Genomic DNA, 26,820 nt, shown 5'->3' on the forward strand with positions numbered 1-26,820 from the left:
TACGCCATTGACCGACTGGCGGCAGAGTGAGCAGGGCCGGCCGCGTACCACTGCCTCCTGGCGCGGTGGTGCCGGGAGGCTCGTCGCGCGCGGTCAGACGGCTATCGACCGCCGCAGCAGGGGTATCCTTTTAGATGGAGTCCGAATTCCTCTCTCCCGCCATGTCCTCACCGCCGCTCAGTCATCTTCGTAGTATCCACGGTCCGCACCCTTATGGCAGGCGAGGCAGTTGGATTTCGTCACCACGTCGGGGCGCTGCCATACACTCGGCCGGAAGTCGTGCTCGCGGGCAAACGCCGGGTTCCCGGTTATGCGCTGAGGCGCTCCGCCGGGTGCGACCCATCGCATGTAGTCGCGCGCCGCGCCGCGCCGGTCGACATCGCCGGCGCTGGCGGTGAGGTAGGCTCGGATGGCCTCCGCCTTGTCGGCCGGGATGGAAGCATCGTCGCCGAAGTGGTCGGAGAGCGTGTCCATCATCCGGTTCCACGAGCGAGCCGGCAGGAAGCCGGGCTGGAAGGCCATGTGGCAGTCGCCGCACTCTTCCTTCGTCAGCGTATGGGTCACCGGCGGAATCCACTCGTCGTCATCGGCCTGCACCGGGCCGCTGCCCAGTGCGACCGCAAGCGGCAGGGCGAGAAGGAGAGCACGCATGGTCACTGCTCCTGCATAAAGGCTATGTAGTCACCTTTTTCCCGCGGGGTGCAGGGCCGGCCGAGTACGGCATCGCAGTCGCGGCGAAACTGTTTTTCCACCTCGTCGATGTCGGTGAAGCGGTCCGGCTCGACCGAAACGGCCACCGGCTCGATGGGCCGCCCGGTCTTGGCGTTGCGGCCCTGGGCGCGCGGGTCATTGGTATGGCAGGCCGTGCACGACGGCGTGCGGGCGTCGCCGCCGGCCCAGCGGGTGCGGAAAAGCTCCTCGCCGCGTGCTGCGGAAAAACCGGTGAAGGCGGGATCATCGGCGGCCGCGCGCTCGGCATAGCCCGCCAGGATGGCGGCGCGGTCGGCGGCGTCTCCGGCCAAGGCGGGTCCGCCGGCCAGGATGGCCAGAAGCGTGGCGGCGGTCATCGCGAAACGGGGCATTACGAACTCTCCTTCAGCCGGGTGGAATGGCCTTCGGCAAGGCGCCGCCACAGGGCCGCCACCCGGCGCCTGCCGCCGAACATCAGCAGGATGAAGGCAACGTGGCCGAGCACCACCCAGAGGGACGCCGTCGAAAGGGCCTCGTGCAGGTCTTCAACCCACGGCAGCCAGTGGGATGCCATGCCGCTGGCAGCGGCGGCGCCGACCGTGCCGAGCAGGGCAACGGCGAGCCAGGCGAACAGCGGGTTGCGCCCGCGCCGGGTCGTCAGCCACTCGCGCGCCGCCGCCAGTGACACGCGCGGCATCCGCCAGGGCGGCTTGCGGGCGACGGCCGCCACCGCCAGGCGCAGCGCCACCGCCCCGAGGACCGCATAGCCGGCCACCTGGTGCATGATGTAGAGGTCGTCGCTGTCACCGGTGAGGTAGGCGACCAGAAAGCCGCCGGCGATCACGGCATGCCACGCCTTCATGGCCGGCATGGCAAGGCGGCGGCGACGAAGGGGCGCGTCAGTCATCGTGGTCCTCCCCGCGCTCGTGGCGCTGGTCCCGGTCGTCGTCGTCATCACGGTCCCGACGGCCGAGGACCGTCGGCAGGTATCCGGTGTCGCCGCCGCCGGCCACGCGGTTCGTCGGCCGGTCGTCGGGGCGATCCGGTGCCGTCAGATAGCCTGTGCCGGTCGCGACTTTCGCGGGCGGAGCAGGCGGCGCCGCCACTTCGGCCCAGGCCAGACCGGCGACAGCAATTGCCGCCGCGGCCGCCAGTCCCTGAATGATTGTCTTGACGATCATGGGATGCCTCCTGCTCAACTGACGTCATGCCCATTGGTGTAGCAGGGCTTTCCTGAACCGCGCCTGAAGGCCGCGCGGCCGTTCAGCCGGCGTTCATCGGCCTGGGCTATGGTGAGATCATGCGAAGACGACATCTCTTCCTCATCGCTGCCTTGCTGCTGCTACCGGTCCTGCCGGTGCTGGCGGACGATGACGATCACGAGGATCACGAGCGGGCGCGCCGTGCGCTGAAGGCCGGCGATGCCCTGCCGCTCGCCGCGCTGCTGGAGCGCAGCGGCATCGAGGCCACTGGCCGGCTCATCGAGGTGGAGCTGGAGCGCGAACACGGCCGGCTGGTCTACGAGCTGAAGGTGCTCACCCCGCAGGGGCGCGTCATGGAGCATTATTTCGACGCCCATAGCGGTACGCTGCTGAAAACGGAGGGCGATGACGAATGAAGGTGCTGGTCGTGGAGGACGAACCGCGCCTCACGCTCCAACTGGAACGGACCCTTCAGGCTGCCGGTTATGCGGTGGATACGGCCCACGACGGCGAGCGCGGCCATCTGCTGGGGGAGACCGAGGATTACGACGCGGTCGTCCTCGACCTGGGCCTGCCCAGGCTGGACGGCGTGACCGTGCTGCGGCAATGGCGTGCGGCCGGGCGCAGCATGCCCGTTCTTGTGCTGACCGCCCGCGACGGCTGGAGCGAGAAGGTGGCGGGTCTTGATGCCGGGGCCGACGACTATCTCACCAAGCCCTTCAACACCGAGGAACTGCTGGCCCGCCTGCGCGCCCTGATCCGTCGTGCCGCCGGCCAGGCGGAGCCGGAGGTGCGGGTCGGGGATGTGACGCTCGACACCCGCGCCGCCACCGTTACCCGCGCCGGCGAACCGGTGTCGCTGACGGCCCATGAATACAGGGTGCTCGCCTACCTCATGCTGCACAAGGGCAAGGTGGTCAGCCGCACCGAACTGACGGAACACGTCTACGCCCAGGACTTCGACCGCGACAGCAACACCATCGAGGTCTTCGTCGGCCGTCTTCGACGCAAGCTGGGTGCCGGGGTGATCGAAACGGTGCGCGGCCTCGGCTATCGGGTGCCGGAGGCATGACCCGTTCCGCGCCCTCCTTGCGGTTGCGCATGCTGGCCGGTGCGGTCTGCTGGATCGGTGTGGCGCTCGCCGCGAGCGGCTGGGTTCTGGTGGACCTGTTTCGAGACCACGTCGAAGCCCAGGCGAGGGACCGGCTGGTGACCGACATGGACCAGCTGATCGCCGCGCTGACGGTTGAGCCCGACGGCACCGTGACGGTCTTTCCGCCGCTCAGCGACCCGCGCTTCCGCCAGCCGTTGTCGGGCCTTTACTGGCAGGTCGGGCCGGTGGGAGCGCCGGTGGCGCGGTCCCGTTCGCTGTGGGACGCCACGCTGCCCCTGCCCGCCGATACCGTTCGCGACGGCCAGGTGCACGTGCACGCCATACCGGGCCCCCGCGACGCCGCCTTGCTTAGCGCCGAACGCCTGGTTCGCCTGCCGGGGCGGGACGCACCGCTGCGGGTGGCCGTGGCCCAGGACCTGTCTGAGGTCGAGGCGGCGGTCGGCCGCTTCACGCGCGACCTGTCGGGCGCCTTTGCCGTGCTGGCCGTTGCGCTGATGCTTGCGGCGGCAGTTCAGGGCGTGGTCGTGCTCCGGCCCATGCGGCGCCTGCGGGACCGCGTTCTGACGGTGCGCCGTGGTGAGGCGGAGCGGCTGGAGGGGTCCTTTCCGGCCGAGGTGGCCCCGCTGGTTGACGATCTCAACATCCTGCTCGACCACGCCCGCACCACGATGCACCGCGCCCGCCGCCAGGCGGGGGATCTGGCGCACGGCCTGAAGACGCCGCTGGCGGTGATCCGCGCCGAAGCGCAGGAGCTGGCGGCAGCGGGCCAGGACGAACCGGCAGCGGTACTGACGGAGCAGGTGGAAGCCATGCGGCGCCAGGTTGAGGCCAATCTTGCCCGCGCCCGGGCCGCGGCTTCGCGCGACCTGCCGGGGGTGCGGGCCCCGGTGGCGGCAACGCTGGAGCCGCTTTGCCGCACCATCGGGCGCCTGTACGGCAAGACGGTCGAGATGGACGTGCCGGCGGGCCTGGTCTTCAAGGGCGATGCGCAGGACCTTCAGGAGATGGCCGGCGCCCTTATCGACAACGCCGGCAAGTGGGGCCGCAATCGCATCCGGGTTGCGGCGCGCCCGGAGGGGGATGCCCTTGTAATCACCATTGACGACGACGGCCCCGGCCTGCCGCCCGAACTGCGCGAGGTGGCGTTCCGGCGAGGGGTCAGGCTTGACGAGGCGGTGCCCGGCACCGGGTTGGGCCTCTCGATTGCGCGCGATCTGGCGGAGCTTTATGGCGGCTCTGTCGCGTTCAACGAGGGTCTCTCCGGTCGTGGCGGCCACGCGGTCCTGAGGCTGCCGGCACGGTGACGACCCCGGCGGCGTGCAGCCGCCCGTCCCGCTGCTCACTGGTTCGCCGTGGTGGGCGCGAGGTCATCATCCCGCCCGCAGCCGGGCCAGGAACCGTTGCGTCCTCTGCTCCTGCGGATCGTCGAAGAAGGGTTTGGCCGGTCCCTGCTCGACGATCCGGCCGCCCTCCATGAAGATCACCCGGTCGGCGACATCGCGGGCGAAGGCCATCTCGTGGGTGACGATGACCATGGTGCGGTGCTCGGCCGCGAGGCCCCGGATGACCGCCAGGACTTCCCCCACCAGTTCCGGGTCGAGCGCGCTCGTCGGCTCGTCGAACAGCAGCACATCAGGCTCCATGGCCAGGGCCCGGGCGATGGCGACACGCTGCTGCTGGCCGCCCGACAGGCTGCCGGGGTAGGCATCGGCCTTCTCCGCAAGCCCCACGCGGGCGAGAACGTCCCGCCCCCTGTCCTCCGCTGCCGCGCGGGAGAGGCCCTTCACCACCACCGGTCCTTCCGTGACATTGCCGAGGGCCGTGCGGTGGGGGAACAGGTTGAAGGTCTGGAACACGAAGCCGACGTGCTGGCGCAACGCGCGCACGGCCGTCTTCTGCCGCGACAACGGCCGGTCGCCCTCGACGGTGATGGCACCGACGCGGATGGTCCCGCCGTCCGGCGCCTCCAGGCAGTTGAGCAGGCGCAGGAGCGTCGTCTTGCCCGATCCGCTGGGGCCGATGACGGCCACCACCTCGCCCTTGTCCACGGTCAGGTCGACGCCGTCCAGTACGACGGTTTCGCCGAACCGCTTGGTCAGGCCGGTTGCCTCGATCATGCTCATGGCGTCAGACCCTTACGTGGCGCGTGGCGCGTGGCGCGCGCTTCCATGCGGTGCTGCCCCCATGACAGCGCCGTCGACAGCACCCAGTAGAGGGCGGCGGCGGCCAAGTACATGGTGAAGACCTCGTAGGTGCGGGCGGTGATGAGCTGGGCCTGGCGGAACAGTTCCGGCACCTGGATGGTGGCGGCCAGCGAGGTGTCCTTGACCAGGCTGACGAAGCTGTTGCCCAGCGCCGGCAGGGCGACGCGGGCGGCCTGCGGCAGGATGGTCCGCCGCATGGTCTGCGCCGGCGTCATGCCGATGCTGTAGCTGGCCTCCCACTGGCCCCGGTCGATGGAGGCAATGGCTCCGCGCAGGATTTCCGACGTGTACGCCGCCATGTTCAGCGAAAAGCCGATCAGCGCCGAGGGGATGGGGTCGAGCCGGATGCCGGCCTGCGGCAGCCCGTAGTAGATGATGAAAAGCTGCACCAGCAGCGGCGTGCCGCGGATGAACGAAACGTACACGCGCGCCGGCCAGCGCAGCAGCTTCAACGGCGACAGGCGCATCAGCGCCAGAAGGAACCCGAGCACCAGCCCGCAGGCCATGCCGCCGATGCTGAGCACAACGGTATAGGCGGCCCCCTTCAGCAGGAAGGGAGCCGCCTGGGCCAATGAGGCGAGGGCGCCGTCCATGGTCTTACTGGGTCACGTCGGAGCCGAACCACTCCTTGGAGATCTCGGCCAGCTCGCCGCTCTGGCGCAGGTCGTCGATGGCTTGGTCGAGGGCGGCCAGAAGCTCGGGATTGTCCTTGCGGATGGCGACGCCCATGCGCTGCTTGGAGAACGGCTCTCCGGCCGCGACCACGGCCCCGTCGGAGCGGCGCAGCAGGTAGCCGGCCATCAGGCGGTCGTTGAGCAGCGCGTCGATGCGGCCAACCCGCAGGTCCTGGAGGGAGGCGACGTTGTCGTCATAGGTGCGGACGTCGGCGCCCGGCGCGTTCTCGCGCAGCCAGTCCTCGTAGTTGCTGCCGAGCCCGACGCCGACCGCCTGGCCTTCCAGGGCTTCCGGCGAGGTCAGCTCGTCGGCCTTGTCCTCGGTCGTGATGATCTGAATGCCCGAGACCGTGTAGGGCTGGGTGAAGTCGTACTTCTCCTGCCGTTCCGGCGTGATGGTCACCTGATTCATGATCGCGTCGAAGCGTTCGGAGTCCAGGCCGGCCAGCATGCCGTCCCACTTGGTCGGCACGAACTCGGCCTCCACGCCCATCTCCTCGGCGACCGCCTTGGCGAAATCGATCTCGAAGCCGACGAGGTTGCCCTGTTCGTCGGTGTAGTTGAACGGCGGATAGGTGCCTTCCACGCCGATGCGGATGGTGCCGCGCTCCTTGATCTGGTCAAGCAAGGTCTCGTCCTGGGCGGCGGCGGGGGTGGCGGCGCCGAAGCCCATGCCGGCGAGAACAACGGCTGAGAGAAGGCCGCGCAGGCGGGGGAAATGCATGTCCGTCTCCTGGTGTTGATCATGATGGCGGCGGCAGCCAAGCCGGCACGCCCTTGTCTCGAGGCTCAAGCAGATAATGTAACACGGAGTGACTGTCAAATAATCGTGATTAACATTTATTTAATGTAAAAAAGTTTTTCCGGGGCCCGCACGCGCCGTCTCGCGTGTCGGCAGCCGGCGCTGCCGATGCGGCGCTGACGCCCGCAATTCGGGTCAGCCAGTCGTGTTCACGTCACCCGCAGCCACGTCATCATGCCGCCGGCCGAGTGCTCCAGCATGTGGCAGTGGAGCAGCCACTTCCCCGGTTCCTCGGCCACGAAGGCGATGCGCATAGTTTCGCCGCTGCCCATCATTTCGCCGTCGCGCCAGGGGGCGTCCGGAACCGGCCGGCCGTTGCGCTCGACGATGCGGAAGTGGTGGCCGTGCAGGTGCATGGCGTGCGGCCAGCGGGTGTCGTTGCGGATCGCTACCGTGGCGGTGCGGCCGCGCGGCACCTCCAGAAGCGGCGTGTCCAGGTCTCCGGCGACACCGTTGAAGGCCCAGACGCGGTTGACCCGCACGAGATCCCGCCAGCCCATGCGTTGGCCGTTGTAGACCGCTTCGTCCATGGTTCCCATGGCCCCACCCTGCATGAGCAGGTCGGCCGTCACCGCCGTCTCCAGGTCTAGCACTGGCGCCGCCTCGAACCCCGGCAGGGCGAGCGGTGCGTCGAGTGGTGTCTCGCGCAGCACATCGTCGGCAACCGCGATGTGAGCCACCGGCGCCGGATCGTCATACGCCTGGTCGGCGATGGCGATGCGCGCGCCCGGCTCGGCGTCCACGTCCATCATCAGGTCGGCGCGCTGGCCGGAGCCCAGCAGCAGCCCGTTCTCCGACACCGGGTGCGGCCGGCAGGGGCGGCCGTCCAGGGCGACGACGGTCGGGCGCAGGCTGCCGAAGGTCAGGGCCAGGATTAGCGCGTTTGACGGGTTGAGCAGCCGCAGCCGCAGGCGCTCGCCACGCCTCACGGAGATGTCCGGGCGGACGCGGCCGTTGACCGTCACCACGTTCCCCATGCGGCCGCCGTGGCCCCAGTCATGCAGCGCGCCCAGGGTTTCTTCAACGAACCGGCCGTCGCGGTCGAGCAGCCAGTCGTCGACGACCAGCAGAAGGTCCTGGTCGACCTGCGGCGGCTCGGCCTCATCGACGATTAGAACGCCATAGACGCCGCGCGCCACCTGCTCCCAGGCCCGCTGGTGGCTGTGATACCAAAAGGTGCCGGCGTCCTTGAGGTCGAAGGCGTAGTCGAAGGTCTCGCCCTTGGGCACGGCCTCCTGCGTCAGGCCGGGCACGCCATCCATGGCGTTGGGCAGGCGCAGGCCGTGCCAGTGGAGCGCGGTCGGCATGGGCAGGCGGTTGTCGAGCCGCACCCGCAGCGTCTCCCCCACGCGGTGCCGCAGGACCGGGCCGGGGGCGCGGCCGTCGAAGCCCCACAGGCCGGCCGTCGGCCGGTCGGGACCGAGCAATGGAGCGGAGACGGGCTCGGCGCGCAGGGTGCGGAAGCCGTCCGCGGCCGCTGCGCGGGTCAGCGTCGGAGCGGTGACAAGGCCGGCGGAAAAGGCGGCGGAGGCGGCGAGGAAGCCGCGTCGGCTGATTGTTGTCATCGTCTCTTGTGTCCTGTTCTTCGCTGCGGCCTTACCGGCCGCTGCCTTCGGCATCCCGCAGCGCGCGCAGGCGCTGGCGGAAGGTCTCGTCGTCGATCTCCCCGCGCAGGTAGCGCTCCGTCAACTCGTCCACTGGGCGGGGGCGCCGGCGCTCGCCGGCGGTTCGGCCCAGGCTGTAGAGCCCGTAGCCGGCCAGCACGATGACAAGCAGGAAGAGCAACATGGGCCAAGCGAAGAAGCCATGCCATCCCCAGTCATGCATTCCGTTTCCGTTCCACATCGCATCATCCTCCGTCGGGGTTCCGGGGTTCCGGGGTTCCAGAAGGTAGGTGGCGATGGCCTCCAGGTCCGCGTCGTTCAGCCAGGCCGTGCCGTCGCGGACGACCTCGCCCATGCCGCTGCCGAGGGAATCGCCCTCCGGTGTCAGGCCGGTGCGCAGCGCCGTGACTAGGCCGTCGCGCGTCCAGCCGGCCTCCTTCAGCGCCTCCGGCGTGATCGCGGGGACTTTGGCACCGCCGGGGCCGTCGCTGCCGCCCGCGAGGAAGCGATCCCCGTCCCGGCCGCCGAGCAAACCGCGCGGCGTGTGGCAGGCGCCGCAGTGTCCAGGGCCGGTGACGATGTAGGCACCCCGATCCCAGGCCTCGGACCGCTCCGGGTCGGGCTCGAACCGCGCCGGCTCGAAGTGCAGCGCTCGCCAGACGTGCAGGCCCTCGCGAATAGAAAAGGGGAACGAGAGGTCGTTGCCCTTGCGCCCACCGTCTGCCGGAGCGACCGTCTGGAAGGCCGCCCAAAGGTCGGCCACGTCCTGATCGCTCATGTGGGTGTACATGGCGTAGGGGAAGGCGGGGTAGTAAGGATCTCCCTCCGGCGAAACGCCCTGACGGACGGCGCGGGCGAAGTCCGCCACCGTCCAGTCGCCGATGCCGGCTTCGGGGTGCTGGGTGACATTGGGCGGGACGAAGCTGCCGAAGCGGGTTTCGATGGGGGCACCACCGGCGAGCGGCGCGCCGCCGGCCTCGGAATCCGTATGGCAGCCGATGCAGCCGGACATGCGCGCGAGGTAGGCCCCGCGCTTAGCGTCGCCCGCGGGAAAGGTAGCAGGTTCGGCGGTCGGCACCGCCCCTTTCAGGATGCCGAGCCCGCCCACGAGCGCCAGCCCCGCCGCGACAACGGCGAGGCCGGCAAGCAGTGGCTTGCGCAGGCGCATCAGTCCTTCTTCATTCTGTAGCTGTCGTGGCAGGCGCCGCAGGTGTTGCTGAGCTGCATGAAGGCGGCCTGCGGGGGCATGTCGGCCAGAGCCTCGGGCGAGGGGCCGGAGCCACCGCCCATCATGGCGCCCATGCCGCCGGAGCCAGCGCCCATCATCTCCTGCGTCGACGCGCCGCCCATCATGGCGTTCATGTCGGTCGAGGGTGCGCCCATGCCACTGCCCGTGCCGTTGTCGGCGGCCTTCGCCAGGGCTTCGGCGTAGGTGGTCAGGTCTTCCGCAAGCGCCTTGAAACGATCCGGCTTGTTCCAAATGGCGGGCAGAGCCTCGGACGGGTCGTGTGCCGTGCCTTCGGGGAACAACGTCACGAGATCGTCGCCGCCACGCTCGGCGATGGCTTGCGCCTCGCGGCGGACGGTGTCGGCGTCGTAGGGGGCCTTGCCCTGCATCATGGCGGTCAGGGTCTTCATGCTGTCGCCCATGGCCTTCATGAGGTCCATGCGCTCCTTGACGATTCCGGTGGCGCCGCCGTGGGCGGCGGCATCGGGCGCGGCGGTCAGCCAAAGGCCGGCGGCCACGGCGCTGGCGGCCGCGGCAACGGTAACAGTACGGATCATTGTCGAAATCCTCGTGGTGTGGACGATCAGAAGGTCACAGCACGGGATGGCGGCGGGGAGGGGGCGGATCGGGCGCGGCCGTCTTGCCGCGCAGAATGGTGTCCGCCGGCCGGTGGAGCATAACGGAGGCGACCGCCAGACCGACGGCGGAGGGTGGCTCGGTCAGCATGCCGGTCACGGTCTGGCACGAGGGCATGCAGTGCCGCTCGTGGCTGTCGGCGGCGGTGGTGCCGGCCTCCTCGCCGTGGTCGTGCGGCACCAGCTCATGCGCCAAAGCGTCCGCCTGCTCGGCCGCCGAAACGATCATCGGCAGGTTGAGCGTCAGCAACGCCACCAGCAGGGCGGCCAAAAGGGGGAACGGCGTCTTCGGCGACATGGCGGGACTATGACACAGGTGCGCGGGTGCGGAAACCGTCTTGCAATGGAGCGATGCCTCTTCATTCCCGTTGACGTGCCGCCAGGGCGCGCGTATCCGAGAGCGATATCGCCCGCGCCCGACCGCCGCCACGGCCGTCGTCCGGGCTTCGGAATCCCGACATGATCCATCGCCTGCTCCTCGCCTTTCTGCTCTGCACCGCCGTTCTCGGCGGCGTGGCGCCGGCGTGGGCGCACGAGCATCGCGGGGCGCAGATGGCAGCCGGCCACGGTCCGGCGCATGATCATCACCACGGGATGGCCGACCATGGCGCGGCGTGCACGATGGCCGAGGGCGGCCACGCGGGGCACAGCACCCCCGACGCCGCCGGTTGTCCCGGCGCGGCCTCGGCCTGTGGTGGAGCGTTCGCCGGGTGGCCGACGGTGGCGCTCGACATTCGCGCCCAGGAACCGGCGGCTCTACCGGAACCGGGGCCCGGACGCCATATGACGGCGCTGGTTCTTTCTCCCGACCTGCGGCCTCCGCGCGCTTCTTCCTGACGATCCCGCATCACGCGGCGCGCCTGTCGCGCCGTTGACGGCCGTTATGGAAGAAGGACGCACCATTCATGTCCGCACGCACAGTGCTGGTCGCCGCCGTGGCGCTTGCCGCCGGCGTCGCCGGAGGCCTCGCCCTTGAGCGCGGGGGGCTGATCCCCCATGGCGCGGGCGAGACCGCCGCCACCGAAAAGAAAATCCTCTACTGGGTCGCCCCCATGGACCCCAACTACCGGCGCGACGTGCCGGGCAAGTCGCCCATGGGCATGGACCTGATCCCGGTCTATGAGGGCGAGGATCCGGGCGCGGCCGACGCCGATGCCTCCGATGCCGATGTCGTCCAGCTCTCCCCGGCGGTCGTCAACACCATGGGCGTACGTACCGCGAGCGTCGAGCGCGCGTCCCTCGGCGGGGCGGTGCACACGGTGGGCTACGTGGCGCTGGACGAGGACAAGACCTCGCACGTCCACGTCCGCAAGGAAGGCTGGATCGAGGGGCTGAAGATCCGCTCCCTCGGGGCCGAGGTGACGCAGGGCGAGGTCCTGTTCGAATACTTCTCGCCGGAACTGGCGGCGTCGTCCTTCGAGTACGTGCGCGACCTGGAGCGCGGCGACACCTGGGCGGGCGCCGGCGGCCGGGCCAAGCTGAAGGCGCTCGGCGTGTCGGAGCGCCAGATCGGGGAAATCGCCAAGTCCCGCAAGCCGGCGGAGCGCATCCGCGTTTATGCGCCGCAGAGCGGTGTCGTGGTGCAGCTTGGCGTCGGCGAGGGCATGTACATCCGCCCCGACCAGACGCTTATGAGCCTGTCGGACCTGTCGACCGTCTGGGTCATCGCGGACGTGTTCGAAAGCCAGTCCGACCGGGTGCGACCGGGCATGGAGGCCGAGGCGCGGCTGGCGCACCTGCCGGATCGGGTGTGGCACGGTACGGTGGACTACATCTATCCCGAACTGGACCCGACCACGCGTACCCTTCGTGTGCGGCTGCGCTTCGAGAACGCCGATCTGGCCCTGCGGCCCAACATGTTCGCCTCCATCACGCTCGCCGGAACGGCGCGGGCGGAGGCGGTGGTGGTGCCGGCCGAAGCGGTGATCCGCACAGGGCGCAGCGACCGGGTGGTGCTCGCTCTGGGCGACGGACGCTTCCGGGCGGTGCCGGTGACGGTGGGCTTCAGCGATGGCGAGCGGACGGAGGTCCTGGAGGGGCTCGGCGACGGCGTGGAGGTGGTCAGCTCGGGCCAGTTCCTGATTGATTCCGAGGCCAGCCTGAAGGCCGGCTTCGCCCGCATGGAAGACCCGGCGCAGGAGCCCGCGCCGGAGGTGATCGCCGAGACGGCGGCGACGGTCAACGCGGTGGACGCGGAAGCCCGCACCGTCAACGTCACCCACGAGCCCATCCCCGTGCTCGGCTGGCCCGCCATGACCATGGACTTCGGCCTGGTCGACGGCATTGACCCGTCTGTTTTCGCGGTGGGCGGCGCGGTTTCCCTCGGCATCGGGAAGGATGCGGAAGGCACCTTCGTCGTCGTCACCGCCGAGGCCGCCGCGGCCGAGCTCTGGGGCGAGGGCGTGGTCGATGCGGTCAAGGAAGAGGGCCGCGTGCTCACCGTCACCCATGACCCGATCCCGGCGCTCGGCTGGCCGGCCATGACCATGGACTTCACGGTCGAGCCGCCGCCCGAGACCGCGCCGGCCGTGGGCGAGCGCATCCGCTTCGCGCTGGGCAAGGACGCGGCCGGAATGCCGGTCATCGTAGAGATCGCCGCATCCGCCGACACGGCGGCGGGGGTGACGCAATGATCGCCGCCATCATCCGCTGGTCGCTGCGCAACCGCTTTCTGGTGGTGGTGCTGACCGTCCTGCTGGGCGTCGGCGGCCTGTGGGCGCTGAAATCGACGCCCGTCGACGCCATCCCCGATCTGTCGGACGTGCAGGTCATCATCAAGACCTCCTATCCCGGCCAGGCGCCGCAGGTGGTGGAGGACCAGATCACCTACCCGCTGTCGACCGCCATGCTGTCGGTGCCGGGCGCGCGCACCGTGCGCGGCTATTCCATGTTCGGCGACAGCTACGTCTACGTCATCTTCGAGGACGGGACGGACCTCTACTGGGCGCGCTCGCGGGTGCTGGAGTACCTGTCGCAGGTCACGCCGCGGCTGCCGCAGGACGCGACCCCGGCACTCGGTCCCGATGCCACCGGCGTCGGCTGGGTCTACCAGTACGCCCTGGTCGACCGAAGCGGCCGGCACGATCTTGCGCAGCTGCGCGCCATCCAGGACTGGTTCCTGAAGTACGAGCTTCAGACCGTGCCGGGCGTGGCCGAGGTGGCGACCATCGGCGGCATGGTCAAGCAGTACCAGATCGTCGTCGACCCCCAGCGCCTGCGCGCCTACGGCCTGCCGCTCTCGGCGGTGAAGGCAGCGGTGCAGCAGGCCAACCAGGAAACCGGCGGCTCCGTCATCGAGATGGCGGAGGCGGAATACATGGTCCGCGCTGGCGGTTACGTGGACGAGATCGCCGACCTGGAGGCGGTGCCGCTCAAGACCAGCACGGCGGGGACGCCGGTGCTGCTGTCGGATGTGGCCGACATCCGCCTCGGCCCCGAACTGCGGCGCGGCATCGGCGAGTTGGACGGGCAGGGGGAGGCCGTCGGCGGCGTCATCATCATGCGCTGGGGCGAGAACGCGCTGACGACCATCGAGGGCGTCAAGGCCAAGCTGGCCGATCTTCAGGCCAGCCTGCCCGAGGGCGTGGAGGTGGTGACGACCTACGACCGCTCCGGCCTCATCAACCGGGCCATCGACACGCTGACGCACAAGCTGCTGGAGGAAATGCTGGTGGTGGTGCTGGTCTGCGCCGCCTTCCTGCTGCACCTGCGATCCTCGCTGGTGATCGTGCTGTTCCTGCCGCTGGGCATCCTGGCGGCCTTCCTGGTCATGCGCGTGCAGGGCATCAACGCCAACATCATGTCGCTGGGCGGCATCGCCATCGCCATCGGCGCCATGGTCGATGCCGCCATCGTCATGATCGAGAACCTGCACCGCAAGATCGAGACGACGCCGCTGACCCGCGAGAACCGCTGGAAGGTGGTGGCCGAGGCGACGACCGAGGTCGGGCCGGCGCTGTTTTTCTCGCTTCTCATCATCACGCTCAGTTTCGTGCCGGTCTTCGCGCTGGAGGCGCAGGAAGGCCGCATGTTCCAGCCGCTGGCGTTTACCAAGACCTATGCCATGGCGGCGGCGTCCATCCTGTCCATCACCCTGGTGCCGGTGCTGATGGGCTGGTTCATCCGCGGCCGCCACATCATTCCCGAGCACCGCAACCCGGTGAGCCGCGTGTTCATCTGGCTCTACCGCCCGCTGCTGGGCGGCGTGGTGCGGCATCCGCTGCTGATGGTGCTGGCGGCGGTGGTGCTGACGGCTGGCACCGTCTACCCCATGTCCAAGCTCGGCAGCGAGTTCATGCCGGAGCTGGACGAGGGCGACATCCTCTACATGCCGAGCCTGTTCCCCGCCGTCTCCATCGGCAAGGCGGGCGAAATCCTGCAACAGACCGACCGCCTGATCCGCACCCTGCCGGAGGTGGAAACCGTCTACGGCAAGGTCGGACGGGCGGAAACGGCCACCGACCCGGCACCCCTGACCATGGTGGAGACGACGGTGCGCCTGAAGCCGCGCGAGGACTGGCGGCCGGGTATGACCATGGCGAAAATCCGCGACGAGCTGGACCGCCTGGTGCAGATCCCCGGCGTCACCAACGTCTGGATCATGCCCATCAAGAACCGGCTGGACATGCTGGCGACGGGCGTGAAGACGCCGGTCGGCATCAAGGTGGCCGGGCCGGACCTGGACGAAATCGGCCGCGTCGCCGCCCGCATCGAGGAGGCGGTCAAGGCCGTCCCCGGCACAGCCTCGGCCTATGCCGAGCGCACCGTCGGCGGGCGGTACCTGGACGTCGAGATCGACCGCCGCGCCGCCGCCCGCCACGGCCTGTCCATCGCCGACGTGCAGGACGTGGTGCGCACCGCCATCGGCGGCATGCGCATCTCTGAAACCGTGGAGGGGCTGGAGCGCTACCCCATCAACATCCGCTACCCCTACGACGACCGCACCAGCATCGAGGCCTTGCGCGAGTTGCCCATGGTCACGCCCTCGGGCGCGCAGATCGGCCTTGGCGACGTGGCGGAGATCACCGTCACCGATGGGCCGGGCATGATCCGGTCGGAAAACGCCCGGCTCAACGGCTGGATCTATGTCGACATCGCCGGCCGCGACCTCGGCGGCTATGTGGAGGACGCGCGCCGGGTGGTGGCCGAGCAGGTCACGCTGCCGCCGGGCTACTCCGTTGCGTGGTCCGGCCAGTTCGAGTTCCTGGAGCGGGCGGAAAAGCGCCTCTCCATGATCGTGCCGGTGACGCTGCTGCTGATCGTCGTGCTGCTGTTCATGGCGTTTGGCCGCGCGATCGACGTCGCCACCATCGTGGGCACCCTGCCCATCGCGCTGTCGGGCGGCTTCTGGCTGCTGTGGATGCTGGACTTCGACCTGTCTGTGGCCGTGGTGGTGGGCTTCATCGCGCTGGCCGGCGTGGCGGTTGAGACGGCGATCATCATGCAGGTCTACCTCAACCTCGCGCTCGACAAACGGCGCCGGCAGGCGGCGGAGGAGGGGCGGCCGGTCACCATGGACGACGTGCTCGACGCGGTGACGGAAGGGGCGCTGTTGCGCCTGCGGCCCAAGATCATGACCGTCGCCACCATCTTCGCCGGCCTGCTGCCCATCATGATCGGCACCGGCACGGGGGCGGAGGTCATGCGCCGCATCGCCGCCCCCATGGTCGGCGGCATGGCGACGGCGACGCTTCTCACCCTGTTCGTCATCCCGGCGGTGTTCGTGCTGGTCAACCGCATCGACGCCGTCCGCAACCCCAAGACCCTGTCCCCCACCACCGGCGCCATGGCCCACGGCCACCCCGCCGAATGATCCACCCCAGGAGACTTACACCCATGAAGACGATCCTTTTCGCCGCCGCCGTCGCCCTCGCCGTTCTGCCGGCCGCCGCCATGGCGCAGTCCTCCCACTCCATGTCCGACCATTCCACGATGGCCGGCGCGAAGCATGGGGAGGAAGCGGCCGTCGCGGGCACCGGCACCGTCAACAGCGTCGACGCCGACGCCCGCAAGGTCAACGTGACGCACGAGCCCATCGCCGCCATCGGCTGGCCCGCCATGACCATGGACTTCGCGGTGGCCGAGGGCGTCGACCTCGCCGCCCTGGAGGCGGGCGCGCCGGTGTCCTTCACCCTGACGCGCGGTGCCGACGGCATCTACATGATCGAGACGGTGCAGGCCCGGTAAGGCAATGAATGAGGCGGCGGATGCCTCGGTGCATCCGCCGCCGTTCCAGAGCGCCTATTCGGCGGCCGTCTGAGCCGCCGGCCTTTTCCGCATCGCGTATGCCACGATGCCCATGCCGAGCCCGATCATAGGCAGGCTAAGAAGCTGGCCCATGGTCGCGCCCTGCCAGACGAAGCCCAGGAACGGGTCCGGCTCGCGGAAGAATTCCACCGTGAAGCGCGCAAGGCCGTAGAGCATCAGGAACGTCCCGAACAGCACGCCCGGCCGCGCCTGCACCGCCGGCCGGCTGGCGAGAGCCGCCATGACGGCCAGAAGTAAGAGCCCTTCAAGCGCCGCCTCGTAGAGCTGGCTCGGGTGGCGCGGCACCGCTCCGCCCGTCGGGAAGGCCATGGCCCACGGCACATCGGTCGGACGGCCGAATAACTCGCCGTTGATGAAGTTCGCCAGCCGCCCGAAGAACAGGCCGATCGGCGCGACGACCGCGATGGTGTCGGCGAACGGCAGCAGCGGCACCTTGCGCTTGCGGGCGAACAGCCAGATTGCGACGGCGACACCCAGCAGTCCCCCGTGGAACGACATGCCGCCGTGCCAGACCTGCACGATCTCCAGCGGGTTAGAGAGGTAGTATCCCGGCTTGTAGAACAGCACGTACCCCAGCCGCCCGCCGAGGACGACGCCGAAGGTGGCCCAGAGCAGGAAATCGTCCACGTCCTCGCGCGTCAGCGCGCCGAGCCCCGGCCAGCGCGGCACCATGCGCCGCAAAAGAAGCCATCCGCCCGTCAGGCCGGTCAGGTAGGCCAACGCATACCAGCGGATGACGATCGGGCCGAGTTCAAAGGCCACGGGGTCGATGTTGGGAAACGGCATGGGGCCGGTCATGAACGTCCTCTTGGTGGTCAGTGGGCGGCCCGCGCCGGACGGTCGGCGAGGCTGTCGATGATGTGCGGAATGGCAGATGGGGATCCGGGCGGCATGGCGGCGTCGCCAGCCGTCTCGTCATCGGACTCCGGCATGGCACGCCACGATTTGCCCCGGAAGTAGAGGCGGAAAACGCCGAGGCAGGCGTGACAGCGGATGATGTCGCCGCTCCGGGCGTCCCGGGGCACGGCGACACCGGGGCCGCAGTGGGGGCAAAGCACCAGGTCCACGCCGTGGTCCGCGTGGCCGACGATTCCGTCGAGCCGGCCTTCCTCCACAAGGGTCACCAGCGCTTCGAAGGCGCCGGCGTCATATTGCCGGCCGGCGAGGGGGCGCAGGCTGCTCAGGGCCTTCTCCGGCGTCATGGCGGCGCGGTAGGGGCGGACGCTCGTCATTGCGTCGAAGGCATCCGCGATGGCGACGATGCGGCTCGCCCGCCCGATGGCCTCGCCGTGCAGGCCGCGCGGATAGCCGCTGCCGTCAAGGCGCTCGTGATGCTCGGCCACCACGCGGCGTGCCAGAAGGCCCAGCGGATGGTCCCGCAGCAGCGCCGCCCCCAGGCGGGGATGGCGGTGCATGACGGCGGCTTCGTCGCCGGTCAGGCGGCCCCGCTTCAGCAGAATCGCGTCGGGTACGCCGATCTTGCCGATGTCGTGGAGCCAGCCGCCGATGACGGCTTCCATCTCCACCCGGCGCGAGGCGCTCGCGCGGACGGCGATCATCTTGCACAGTTGCGACATGCGCCAGAGATGGCCGCCCGTGTACGGGTCGCGCGCCTCGGTCACGCTGCCCAGCAGCAAAAGCGACTGGAGCAGTTTGCGGTTCCCGGGCGCGATCATGACGCCCTCCGGCCCTGCGGGGCGCCCGCGTGCGGCAGCTTCACCCAGCGCAGGCGGAGCGCGTTGCCGATCACCGATGTCGAACTCAGCGCCATGGCGGCGGCGGCGATAATGGGGCTCAGCATCCAGCCGAAGGCCGGGTACAGCACGCCAGCCGCGACCGGTACGCCCAGGCCGTTGTATATGAAGGCGAAGAACAGGTTCTGGCGGATGTTGCGCATGGTGGCGTGGCTGAGCACGCGGGCCCGCGCGATGCCGTCCAGGTTGCCCTTCACCAGCGTCACCCCGGCGCTCTGGATGGCGACGTCGGTGCCCGTGCCCATGGCGATGCCGACGTCGGCCTCGGCCAGGGCGGGCGCGTCGTTCACGCCGTCGCCGGCCATGGCGACGATGCGGCCTTCCTTGCGCAGGCGGCGGACCACGGCGTTCTTGTCCTCGGGCGAGACCTCGGCCTCCACGGCGTCGATGCCGAGCGCGCGGGCGACGGCCTCGGCCGTGGTGCGGTTGTCGCCGGTCAGCATGACGATGTGCATTCCGGTCTCGCGCAGCACCCTCAGGGCCTCGGGGGGGGTGGCCTTCACCGGGTCGGCGACGGCGACCAGCCCGGCGGGGGCTCCGTCAACGGCGAGGAACATGACCGTTGCCCCCTCGCGCCGCAGGTCCTCGGCCGTGCCTTCCAGCGCGCCCGCTGCCACCGACAGGTCGCGCATGAGCTTGATGTTGCCAAGCGCGACGGCACGACCCTCGACCGAACCCTGGACGCCCTTGCCGGTGACCGACGAGAAGTCCTCCGCCTTGGGCAGGGACAGGCCACGCTCCCGCGCCGCTCCGACGATGGCGGCGGCCAGCGGATGCTCGCTGCCGCGCTCCAGGGCGGCGGCGAGGGCCAGCACGTGATCCTCGTCCTGTCCCTCGGCGGGGACGACGCGGGTGACCTTCGGGCGGCCCTCCGTCAGCGTGCCGGTCTTGTCGACCACCAGCGTATCCACCTTCTCGAAGCGCTCCAGCGCCTCGGCGTTCTTGATGAGCACGCCTTCACCGGCCCCGCGCCCGACGCCGACCATGATCGACATGGGCGTGGCGAGGCCAAGCGCGCAGGGGCAGGCGATGATGAGGACGGAAACCGCCACGATCAGCGCATAGGCCATGGCGGGCGCCGGCCCCACAGCCGCCCAGACGACGAAGGCGATGACCGCGATGGCAATGACGGCCGGCACGAACCAGCCGGCCACCACATCCGCCAGCCGCTGAATCGGGGCCCGTGACCGCTGGGCCTCCGCCACCATCTGCACGATGCGCGACAGCACGGTGTCCGAGCCGACCTTCTCGGCCCGGATCACCAGCCCGCCCGTGCCGTTGAGGGTGCCGCCGATGACGGCGTCGCCCTCCGTCTTCTCCACGGGCACGGATTCGCCGGTGACCATGGACTCGTCGACCGAACTGCGGCCCTCGGCGACGGTGCCGTCGACGGGTACGCTCTCGCCGGGGCGCACCCGCAGGCGGTCGCCCACCTGGACGGCCTCCAGCGGGATTTCCTCGTCATCGCCACTGGCCGTCAGCCGCCGGGCCGTCTTGGGGGCGAGGTCGAGCAGGGCCTTGATGGCGCCGCCCGTGCGCTCGCGTGCCCGCAACTCCAGCACTTGGCCGAGCAGCACCAGGACGGTGATCACGGCGGCGGCCTCGTAGTAGACGGCGACGATGCCTTCGGCGCCCCGGAAGGATTCCGGGAAGATGCCGGGGAAGAATGTTGCCACGACGCTGAAGCCGTAGGCCGCGCCCACGCCGATGGCGATCAGCGTGAACATATTCAGCGACCGGTTGACGATGGACTGCCAGCCCCGCGTGAACAGCGGCCAGCCTGCCCACAGGACGACCGGCGTCGCCAGCGCGAACTGGACCCAGACCGAGGTGCCCGGCGAGATCCAGTCGTGGATGCCGAACACCGGAATATGGGCCGCCATCTCAAGCACGAAGACCGGCACGGCGAACAGGGCGCCGATCCAGAAGCGCCGGGTCATGTCGACGAGTTCCGGGTTCGGCCCCTCGTCGGACACCACGCCGGCGGGCTCCAGCGCCATGCCGCACTTGGGGCAGGTGCCGGGGCCTTCCTGGCGGATCTCGGGATGCATGGGGCAGGTGTAGATGACGCCCTTCCGCGGCGCCGGCCGTTCCTGCTTTTCCAATGTGTTCAGGTACTTGTCCGGGTCGGCGATGAAGGCATCGGCGCAGCGGGCGGAGCAGAAATGATACGTCGTCCCGTCATGCTTGTGGTGATGCTCCGTCGTCGCCGGATCGACCGCCATGCCGCACACCGGGTCCTTCGCCTGTGCGTTGGCATGGCTGTGGGCGGGGTGGTCGTGGACGGTCTGCGCGTTTGTCATGACTGCCTCCTGTGCGCCGTGCGGAAAGGCGAAGGCACCGGGCGCGGGACGCCCGGTGCTTCAAAGGCGGTAACGCCAGGGCAGCCTATTCGGCGGGCGACATCATGCCGGTCTTGGGGTCGATGGCGACCTTGCGGACCAGGGAGCCGTCCACCGTCTCGATCACGGCGATGAGCTTCCCGTCCTGGTCCTCGACGGCGCCGGCCTGAAGCCGGTCGTTGCCGTGGCGGATGAGCATGGCCTGGAGAAGCGTCTTGGCCTCCTCGGCCGTCAGGTCGAGCGGCTGGCCGGTCATCATGGCGCAGGGGCCGAGGCCCATGCCCATGCCGCCCATCATGCCGCCCTGGCCCATCATGCCGGGGCCCATGCCGCCTTGTCCCATCATGCCCATCATGCCGGGACCCTGGCTGCCCTGGCCCATCATCCCCATCATGCCGGAGCCTTGCCCGCCCTGGCCCATCATGCCGCCGGGCATCTGGTTCGGTTGCATCTGCCCTTGCGGCTGGCCGGCGGGGGCCTCGGCTGCGGCCGCCGCATTGGGATGATGCGCGTTGTGGTCGCTCTGGTTCTGGGCGAAGGCCGGGGCCGCCATGGCGGCGAGGGCGGCGGTGGCGATCAGGATTGTGCGCATGGCGGTAGTTTCCTTGCCTAGTGAATGCTGAGCCTCAGCACACCACGCCCATGCAACAGCGCTATGTCAGGGCGGGCGGAAAAGTGTGTCCAGATGTTACGAGCGGCCGGACCCGTCCCGCGCCAGCGGCAACCGCAGGCTCGCCCGCAGGCCGCCGCCGGGGCGGTTGGTGAGCCTGATCTCGCCGCCATGGGCGTGCGCGACGCTGGCGACGATGCTCAGGCCCAGGCCCACGCCGCCGGTGGTCCGCCCGCGCGATGCCTCAACGCGGTAGAAGGGCCGGAACACCCGCTCCATCTTATCCTCGGCGATGCCGGGACCCTCGTCGTCAACATGGATCAGGACGGTTCCATCCGTGCGCTCCAGCGTGACCACGGCGCGGCAGCCATAGCGCACCGCATTCTGGACAAGGTTCGTGACCGCCCGCCGCAGCGCCTGCGGCCGGCAGGCCATCACGCACGGTGGCGCCTCGGCGCATTCCACCGGCTGCCCGGCCCCGGCCAGGTCGTCGCAGAGGCTCTGCACCAGGGCGCTCACGTCCACCTGCTGCATGGCCTCGGTCTCGGCGTCCTCGCGGGCGAAGGCGAGGGTGGAGCGGATCATGTCCTCCATCTCGGCCAGGGTGGCGAGGGTCTTGTCGCGTTCCTCGTCGTCCTCGATGAATTCCGCCCGCAGGCGCAGCAGCGTGATGGGCGTGCGCAGGTCGTGGGAGATGGCGGCCAGCATCTGCGTGCGGTCCTCGACGAAGCGGCGCAGGCGGGCCTGCATGTCGTTGAAGGCGCCGGTCGCCCGCCGCACCTCGTCGGGCCCGCGCTCGTCCAGGGGTGGTGCTGTCACGTCCCGTCCCAGGCGCTCCGCCGCATGCGCGAGGTCCCGCAAGGGGCGCGTCATGCGGCGGACCACGATCACCGAAAGCCCCAGCACCCCGGCGAACATGATGACGGTCGACGCCACAGCCCCGCCCGACGGGGCCGCGCTGGCTTCCGGCAGGGCGCCGGAGACGGTCACCCAGGTTCCATCGGCAAGGCCGATCGAGGCGCGCACGTCGGCGCGGGTCAGCGGGTTCAGCGCGGCGAGCCCGACGGTGTCTTCGGGCAGGGCGTCGAGCACCTGGACCGTGATTCGATCCCGATAAGCCGCGCCGAGTTCTTCAAGGAGAAGCTGGCGGATCAGGCGGGCGCGCCAGTCGTTCTCGTGATCGTGGACGAGCGGATTCTGCGGGTTGGTCGCAACGCCCAGGTCCGCCGCTTCGGTCGCCCGCACCACGCGATCCCGCAGGGGCGCGGGCACCGCCGCCACCACCTGCACGACGGTCGTGGCCCGGTGCGCGAACTCGCGCCCGCCGGTCGCCGCCAGCAGCGCGTCGCGGTCATGCGCGTAGAAGACCATGCTGACGGCGTGGGACAGCGTCAGCCCCACAACCAGCAGCAGCAGGGTCTGCCCCGCCATGCTGCGCGGCCGGGGCAGCCGCCACCGCTTACGGTTTGCCGTCATCGAAGGTCACGTCGGCCGTGAACATGTAGCCGTCGCCCCAGACCGTCTTGATGAGCGTCGGGTTGGCGGAGTCGTCCTCCATCTTGCGGCGCAGGCGGCTCACCTGCGTGTCGATGCTGCGATCGAAGGCGACGGACGATCGTCCGCGCGCCAGGTCCAGAAGCTGGTCGCGTGACAGCACCCGCTTGGGCCGCTCCACGAAGGCGAGCAGCAGGCTGTATTCGCCCTTGCTCAGCGGCAGCACGACGCCGTCCGGCCGGTGCAGGTCGTGGCGGCCGAGGTCCAGCGTCCAGCCGGCGAAGCGGGCGAGCGACCGTTCCTCGGCAGGCGTGGCGGCGGCCGCTCCCTGTGCCCGGCGCAGGACCGCCTTGATGCGGGCCAGCAGCTCGCGCGGGGAAAACGGCTTCGCCACATAGTCGTCGGCGCCCATTTCCAGGCCGACGATGCGGTCCGTCTCCTCGCCCATGGCCGTCAGCATGATGATGGGAATGGCGGACTCCGCCCGCAGGCTCCGGCACAGGCTGAGGCCGTCCTCGCCCGGCAGCATGAGGTCCAGCACCACCAAGTCGATGCGGTGGTCGGCCATCACCCGGCGCATTTCGGCGCCGTCTCCGGCGGTGGAGACGCGCAGGCCGTGCTTCGTCAGGAACTTGCCGACGAGGTCGCGGATGCCGCGGTGGTCGTCGACGACAAGGATGTGCGGTGTTCCGTCCATGCCGCGACTGTAGCGCCGCGCGGCGCAAGCGTCCGCCGAAAAAGTGTTACCGAATGTGTCGGAACGCCGTCCCGTAAAGGACTGTCACGAAGTAGGGCCTTGCCCGACAAACTTGCGGCACCCGCGCATGGTCATATTGACCTTGACCCCGCGGGAGGACGATGGGGCGGGCCCGGTGTCCGATGCCTTGATCTGCCCCGGGCTGTCTTGTCGTCCTCCGTGCGGGGCGGCCAATCGGGGAGGAGGTCCACATGCTCGACCGCATCACCACCTATATCCGCACCAAGCCGCGCACGAGCGCCCTGATCGGGCTCGCGACGGTGGTCGGTGGAGCCGTCCTTGTGTGGGATGCCCAGCGGGGCGGGTCGTTCTACGTCTTCCTGCCGCTGGTCGCCTGCGTCGCCATGCACGGGCTCATGCACGGCGGTCACGGCAAACACGGACACGGCCACGGCCAGCAGGCGCCCGAGGACCCCGATGCCGCGCCGGCGGCCCTTCCCGAGACGCCGGTTGACCGGCGGGATGGTGGGGCATGACCGCCCGCGCCGCACCGCATGGGGCGAAGCCGGAGGCGGCGCCGGGCGGGCGCCGTCGCTGGCTGTTCATCGCCCCGGCCGCCGTCTTCGGGCTGCTGGCGGTCGTCTTCGCCGTGGGACTGACGCTCGATCCGTCGAAGCTGCCGTCGGCGTTGATCGGCGACGCCGTGCCCTCCTTCGATCTGCCGGCAATTCCCGGCCGCCCGCCGGGGCTGTCCTCGGATGACCTGACGGGCGAGGTCTCCATCGTCAACGTCTTCGCCTCGTGGTGCACCGCCTGCAAGCAGGAGCATCCCTACTGGATGCAACTGAAGGCCTCCGGCATCGTGCCGCTGCACGGGTTGAACTACAAGGACGAGAGCCAGGACGCGCTGGATTGGCTCAACAGCCTGGGCGATCCCTACGATCGCGTCGGCGCCGACCGTGACGGCCGTGTCGCCATCGATTTCGGCGTCTACGGCGTGCCGGAAACCTTCATCATCGGCGCCGACGGCCGCGTTGCCTACAAGCACGTCGGGCCCATCGACCCGCGCGCGCTCGACGAGGTCATCCTGCCGCTGGTGCGGAAACTGCAACAAGAGGCGGCGGTCGCGGCCCGATGACCACGCCGGACGAGCGCCGCCGCCTGTTCACCCGCCGGCTCCTGGTGTTCGGCGGCGCGGCCGGCGGCGGGTTCGCGCTGCTGGCGGGGCGGCTGTATCAGCTTCAGGTTCTGAACCATGACCGCTATGCCCTGCTGTCGGATCGAAACCGCATCCGCGTCGAGCCGCTGACACCGCGCCGGGGCCGGTTGCTGGCCGCCGACGGTGCGGTGCTGGCGGACGGCCGCTCCCGGTTCGTGGCACGGCTGGGCGACGACGATGCCGCCAATGCAGACCAGAGGCGCCGCATCGCGGCCCTTCTCGGGGGTACGGTGACGGCGGAACACCCTCTGGTTCTGGATTGGGAGGACGTGGCCCGTCTGCTGGTCAACAAGCCGGACCTGCCGGGCCTGCGCGTGACTGAAGAGGACGTCCGGCGCAATCCCCTGGGAGCGGCGGCGGCCCACGTCATCGGCTACGTCGGCGCCCCCGGTCCGGAGGCCGGCCTTTCGCGCGGGATCGAGACCGTCGGCAAGGTGGGTATGGAGGCGGCGGCGGACGACGATCTGCGAGGATCACCGGGGCGGCGCGAGATCGAGATCAACGCCGCGGGACGGCGTGTCCGCCGGCTGCGCGAGACACCGCCGACACCCGGCCGGGATGTCCGTCTCACCCTCGACCGTGATCTTCAGGTTGGCCTCCATACGCTTCTGAGCGATCACCGTCGGGCCGCCGGCGCGGTCCTCGATGTCGAGACCGGTGCCATCCGGGCGCTCGTCTCGACGCCGGGGTTCGATGCGGAGGTTCTGTCGGACACGATCCGGCCCGCGGACTGGCGGCGCCTTGTGGCCGACGTCGACCGGCCGCTGTTCAATCGCGCTGTTGCCGGCCTCTATCCACCCGGCTCGACCTTTAAGATGGTCGTCGCCGTCGCGGCGCTGACGGAGCACCGGGTGGTGCCCGACGAGACGATCTTCTGCCCCGGCTATCTCGACATCGGGGACACGCGCCTGCACTGCTGGAAGCGCGGCGGCCACAGACACGTCACCTGCGCCGAGGCCCTGGCACAGTCATGCGACGTGTACTTCTACGAGGCCGCATTGCGCACCGGTATGGCCGCGATCGAACGGGCCGGCGGCGTTCTCGGGCTGGGAACGAGCACCACGACCGGCGTTGCGTCCGAACCCTCCGGCCGTATCCCGACGCCGGAGTGGAAGAAGGCCGTCCTCGGCGATGCCTGGATGAAGGGGGAGACGGCCATCGCCGGAATCGGCCAGGGCTTCGTCGAGGCAACCCCCCTGCAACTCGCCGTCATGACGGCGCGCCTGGCATCGGGCCGCGCGGTCGAGCCGGCGTTTCGGGATGCGTCACCGGACGCACCGACCCTGCCCATCGCCCCGGCCGTGCTTGATGTCGTGCGTCAGGGGATGGAAGGCGCTGTCCGATCGCGGCACGGGACGGCGCGGCGCCTGCTGCGCATCGCCCCCGGTCTCTCTCTTGCCGGCAAGACCGGGACGTCGCAGGTGCGGCGGATTTCAAGCCAGGAGCGGCGCACGGGCGTGCGCGGAAACGATGAACTGCGCTGGGAGGAGCGCGACCACGCGCTGTTCGTGGGCTACGGCCCCCTAGACGCCCCGCGACTGGCGATCAGCGTGATCGTGGAGCACGGCGGGAGCGGCTCCGCCGTCGCCGCGCCGATCGCCGCCACCCTGCTGGCGCCACGCCTCGCCGGCGCGGTCGCCGAGGTGGGGTGAGACCCGGCTGTCGTTTTCGCGCCGGGGCATGAATGTCTCGTTATTGTTGAAGGAGTTGACTTGTCATGAAGTTCGTTTCTACGAGTGTCGTCGCCCTGGCCCTCGCGCTTCTCGCCGGCTGCGCGACACCGCCGGAAGAGGGCGCCGGTTCGCGTGGCGCCAGTGCCGGCGGCGCGGGAATGGCCGACGCGAGCATCGGTAACAGCGGTGCGCCCTTGGCTGGTTCCGAGCAGGACTTCCGTCAGACCGCCGGGGACCGGGTGTTCTTCGCCACCGGCACCGACGCGCTCTCGGCCGAAGCTCAGGCCACCCTGCGTCGTCAGGCCGCATGGTTGAAGCGATATCCCCAGGTCGACGTGCTGATCGAGGGTCACGCAGACGAGCGCGGAACGCGTGACTACAACCTGGCCCTCGGCGAGCGCCGCGCCACGTCGGTCAAGGAGCGCCTGGAGGCGCTCGGCATCTCCGCCGCGCGCATCCAGACCGTCTCCTACGGCAAGGAGCGGCCGACCTGTGTCGCGGGCACACCGGCGTGCTGGCAGGAGAACCGCCGTGCCGTGACGGTGCTGCGTTAGCGAAGCCTCGGAGCCACGCCGGCATCGAACCGCGCTTCCGCTGCCGCCGTTGCTGCG

At 69.9% G+C, this 26,820-nt stretch carries 28 protein-coding genes; 11 read left to right on the forward strand and 17 right to left on the reverse strand.

All coding sequences use genetic code 11. From position 1 onward, the window contains the following. Positions 1–177: 177 nt before the first annotated feature. The 4 genes from LG334_RS06150 to LG334_RS06165 are packed head-to-tail and all read right to left on the reverse strand — an operon-like array spanning position 178 to position 1,871. The gene (locus tag LG334_RS06150) at positions 178–651 is read right to left on the reverse strand and encodes a cytochrome C (RefSeq protein WP_404384318.1); all 474 of its coding nucleotides are present in this window, start codon (positions 649–651) and stop codon (positions 178–180) included. A 2-nt stretch (positions 652–653) separates the two neighbouring features. Beyond that, a complete protein-coding gene (locus tag LG334_RS06155) occupies positions 654–1,082 on the reverse strand; it encodes a DUF1924 domain-containing protein (protein WP_404384320.1) in 429 nt (142 codons plus the stop codon). Continuing rightward, positions 1,082–1,597 carry a cytochrome b/b6 domain-containing protein gene (locus LG334_RS06160; RefSeq protein ID WP_404384322.1) on the reverse strand — a complete coding sequence of 172 codons (516 nt, stop codon included), beginning with the start codon at positions 1,595–1,597 and terminating at the stop codon, positions 1,082–1,084. The genes LG334_RS06155 and LG334_RS06160 overlap by 1 nt, the downstream gene beginning before the upstream one ends. Then, positions 1,590–1,871: a hypothetical protein gene (locus tag LG334_RS06165; protein WP_404384324.1), complete on the reverse strand. Its 282-nt coding sequence runs from the start codon at positions 1,869–1,871 to the stop codon at positions 1,590–1,592. The genes LG334_RS06160 and LG334_RS06165 overlap by 8 nt, the downstream gene beginning before the upstream one ends. A 119-nt stretch (positions 1,872–1,990) precedes the next feature. On the opposite strand from LG334_RS06165, the gene LG334_RS06170 reads away from it, so the two are divergent. The 3 genes from LG334_RS06170 to LG334_RS06180 are packed head-to-tail and all read left to right on the forward strand — an operon-like array spanning position 1,991 to position 4,310. After that, the gene (locus LG334_RS06170) at positions 1,991–2,308 is read left to right on the forward strand and encodes a PepSY domain-containing protein (RefSeq protein ID WP_404384326.1); all 318 of its coding nucleotides are present in this window, start codon (positions 1,991–1,993) and stop codon (positions 2,306–2,308) included. Then, the gene (locus tag LG334_RS06175) at positions 2,305–2,964 is read left to right on the forward strand and encodes a response regulator transcription factor (protein ID WP_404384328.1); all 660 of its coding nucleotides are present in this window, start codon (positions 2,305–2,307) and stop codon (positions 2,962–2,964) included. Before LG334_RS06170 ends, LG334_RS06175 begins: the two co-directional genes overlap by 4 nt. Continuing rightward, complete coding sequence (locus LG334_RS06180) at positions 2,961–4,310, forward strand: ATP-binding protein (RefSeq protein WP_404384330.1); 1,350 nt, start codon at positions 2,961–2,963, stop codon at positions 4,308–4,310. The genes LG334_RS06175 and LG334_RS06180 overlap by 4 nt, the downstream gene beginning before the upstream one ends. Positions 4,311–4,376: 66 nt before the next feature. Here the strand turns inward: LG334_RS06180 and tcyN are convergent, their stop codons facing one another. The 7 genes from tcyN to LG334_RS06215 all read right to left on the reverse strand — a co-directional run bounded on the left by tcyN (position 4,377) and on the right by LG334_RS06215 (position 10,451). Continuing rightward, positions 4,377–5,123 carry an L-cystine ABC transporter ATP-binding protein TcyN gene (tcyN, locus tag LG334_RS06185; protein WP_404386313.1) on the reverse strand — a complete coding sequence of 249 codons (747 nt, stop codon included), beginning with the start codon at positions 5,121–5,123 and terminating at the stop codon, positions 4,377–4,379. 2 nt (positions 5,124–5,125) lie between these two features. After that, positions 5,126–5,803: a cystine ABC transporter permease gene (tcyL, locus tag LG334_RS06190; RefSeq protein ID WP_404384332.1), complete on the reverse strand. Its 678-nt coding sequence runs from the start codon at positions 5,801–5,803 to the stop codon at positions 5,126–5,128. A 4-nt stretch (positions 5,804–5,807) separates the two neighbouring features. Continuing rightward, positions 5,808–6,608, reverse strand: coding sequence for a cystine ABC transporter substrate-binding protein (gene tcyJ, locus LG334_RS06195; protein WP_404384334.1), 801 nt, complete (start codon positions 6,606–6,608; stop codon positions 5,808–5,810). A 227-nt stretch (positions 6,609–6,835) separates the two neighbouring features. Further along, the gene (locus LG334_RS06200; RefSeq protein WP_404384336.1) at positions 6,836–8,251 is read right to left on the reverse strand and encodes a multicopper oxidase family protein; all 1,416 of its coding nucleotides are present in this window, start codon (positions 8,249–8,251) and stop codon (positions 6,836–6,838) included. A gap of 31 nt (positions 8,252–8,282) precedes the next feature. Beyond that, a complete protein-coding gene (locus LG334_RS06205; RefSeq protein WP_404384338.1) occupies positions 8,283–9,458 on the reverse strand; it encodes a c-type cytochrome in 1,176 nt (391 codons plus the stop codon). Further along, the gene (locus tag LG334_RS06210) at positions 9,458–10,075 is read right to left on the reverse strand and encodes a c-type cytochrome (RefSeq protein ID WP_404384340.1); all 618 of its coding nucleotides are present in this window, start codon (positions 10,073–10,075) and stop codon (positions 9,458–9,460) included. Before LG334_RS06210 ends, LG334_RS06205 begins: the two co-directional genes overlap by 1 nt. Before the next feature lie 34 nt (positions 10,076–10,109). Then, entirely contained in the window at positions 10,110–10,451 is a 342-nt protein-coding gene (locus tag LG334_RS06215) for a hypothetical protein (RefSeq protein WP_404384342.1), read from the reverse strand. A 161-nt stretch (positions 10,452–10,612) separates the two neighbouring features. On the opposite strand from LG334_RS06215, the gene LG334_RS06220 reads away from it, so the two are divergent. The 4 genes from LG334_RS06220 to LG334_RS06235 all read left to right on the forward strand — a co-directional run bounded on the left by LG334_RS06220 (position 10,613) and on the right by LG334_RS06235 (position 16,339). Beyond that, positions 10,613–10,990: a hypothetical protein gene (locus tag LG334_RS06220; protein WP_404384344.1), complete on the forward strand. Its 378-nt coding sequence runs from the start codon at positions 10,613–10,615 to the stop codon at positions 10,988–10,990. Between the two features lie 68 nt (positions 10,991–11,058). Next, positions 11,059–12,786 carry an efflux RND transporter periplasmic adaptor subunit gene (locus tag LG334_RS06225; RefSeq protein WP_404384346.1) on the forward strand — a complete coding sequence of 576 codons (1,728 nt, stop codon included), beginning with the start codon at positions 11,059–11,061 and terminating at the stop codon, positions 12,784–12,786. Next, positions 12,783–15,965, forward strand: a complete 3,183-nt coding sequence (locus LG334_RS06230) for an efflux RND transporter permease subunit (protein ID WP_404384348.1) — start codon at positions 12,783–12,785, stop codon at positions 15,963–15,965. Before LG334_RS06225 ends, LG334_RS06230 begins: the two co-directional genes overlap by 4 nt. 23 nt (positions 15,966–15,988) lie before the next feature. Beyond that, on the forward strand, positions 15,989–16,339 hold the full coding sequence (locus tag LG334_RS06235) for a copper-binding protein (protein WP_404384350.1): 351 nt from the start codon (positions 15,989–15,991) through the stop codon (positions 16,337–16,339). Between the two features lie 54 nt (positions 16,340–16,393). Here the strand turns inward: LG334_RS06235 and lgt are convergent, their stop codons facing one another. The 6 genes from lgt to LG334_RS06265 form a co-directional block, all read right to left on the reverse strand. After that, positions 16,394–17,218, reverse strand: a complete 825-nt coding sequence (gene lgt, locus LG334_RS06240) for a prolipoprotein diacylglyceryl transferase (protein ID WP_404384352.1) — start codon at positions 17,216–17,218, stop codon at positions 16,394–16,396. Between the two features lie 17 nt (positions 17,219–17,235). Beyond that, the gene (locus LG334_RS06245) at positions 17,236–18,096 is read right to left on the reverse strand and encodes an HD-GYP domain-containing protein (protein ID WP_404384354.1); all 861 of its coding nucleotides are present in this window, start codon (positions 18,094–18,096) and stop codon (positions 17,236–17,238) included. Next, positions 18,093–20,477 carry a heavy metal translocating P-type ATPase gene (locus LG334_RS06250; RefSeq protein ID WP_404384356.1) on the reverse strand — a complete coding sequence of 795 codons (2,385 nt, stop codon included), beginning with the start codon at positions 20,475–20,477 and terminating at the stop codon, positions 18,093–18,095. Before LG334_RS06250 ends, LG334_RS06245 begins: the two co-directional genes overlap by 4 nt. Before the next feature lie 85 nt (positions 20,478–20,562). Next, positions 20,563–21,108, reverse strand: a complete 546-nt coding sequence (locus LG334_RS06255) for a hypothetical protein (protein ID WP_404384358.1) — start codon at positions 21,106–21,108, stop codon at positions 20,563–20,565. Between the two features lie 96 nt (positions 21,109–21,204). Continuing rightward, positions 21,205–22,602, reverse strand: coding sequence for an ATP-binding protein (locus LG334_RS06260; protein ID WP_404384360.1), 1,398 nt, complete (start codon positions 22,600–22,602; stop codon positions 21,205–21,207). Further along, on the reverse strand, positions 22,586–23,317 hold the full coding sequence (locus LG334_RS06265; RefSeq protein ID WP_404384362.1) for a response regulator: 732 nt from the start codon (positions 23,315–23,317) through the stop codon (positions 22,586–22,588). The genes LG334_RS06260 and LG334_RS06265 overlap by 17 nt, the downstream gene beginning before the upstream one ends. 251 nt (positions 23,318–23,568) lie before the next feature. On the opposite strand from LG334_RS06265, the gene LG334_RS06270 reads away from it, so the two are divergent. From LG334_RS06270 to pal, 4 genes are all read left to right on the forward strand, one after another. After that, positions 23,569–23,853 carry a DUF2933 domain-containing protein gene (locus tag LG334_RS06270; protein ID WP_404381664.1) on the forward strand — a complete coding sequence of 95 codons (285 nt, stop codon included), beginning with the start codon at positions 23,569–23,571 and terminating at the stop codon, positions 23,851–23,853. Next, on the forward strand, positions 23,850–24,455 hold the full coding sequence (locus LG334_RS06275) for a DsbE family thiol:disulfide interchange protein (RefSeq protein ID WP_404384364.1): 606 nt from the start codon (positions 23,850–23,852) through the stop codon (positions 24,453–24,455). Before LG334_RS06270 ends, LG334_RS06275 begins: the two co-directional genes overlap by 4 nt. After that, positions 24,452–26,188 carry a penicillin-binding protein 2 gene (gene mrdA / locus LG334_RS06280; protein ID WP_404384366.1) on the forward strand — a complete coding sequence of 579 codons (1,737 nt, stop codon included), beginning with the start codon at positions 24,452–24,454 and terminating at the stop codon, positions 26,186–26,188. Before LG334_RS06275 ends, mrdA begins: the two co-directional genes overlap by 4 nt. A gap of 65 nt (positions 26,189–26,253) precedes the next feature. Then, positions 26,254–26,763 (forward strand): peptidoglycan-associated lipoprotein Pal, encoded by a 510-nt coding sequence (gene pal, locus LG334_RS06285; protein ID WP_404384368.1) that lies wholly within the window; start codon positions 26,254–26,256, stop codon positions 26,761–26,763. The last annotated feature ends 57 nt before the right edge of the window (positions 26,764–26,820 follow it).

It is taken from the genome of Caenispirillum salinarum, from assembly GCF_044803115.1.
Lineage (GTDB): Bacteria > Pseudomonadota > Alphaproteobacteria > Rhodospirillales > Rhodospirillaceae > Caenispirillum > Caenispirillum salinarum_A.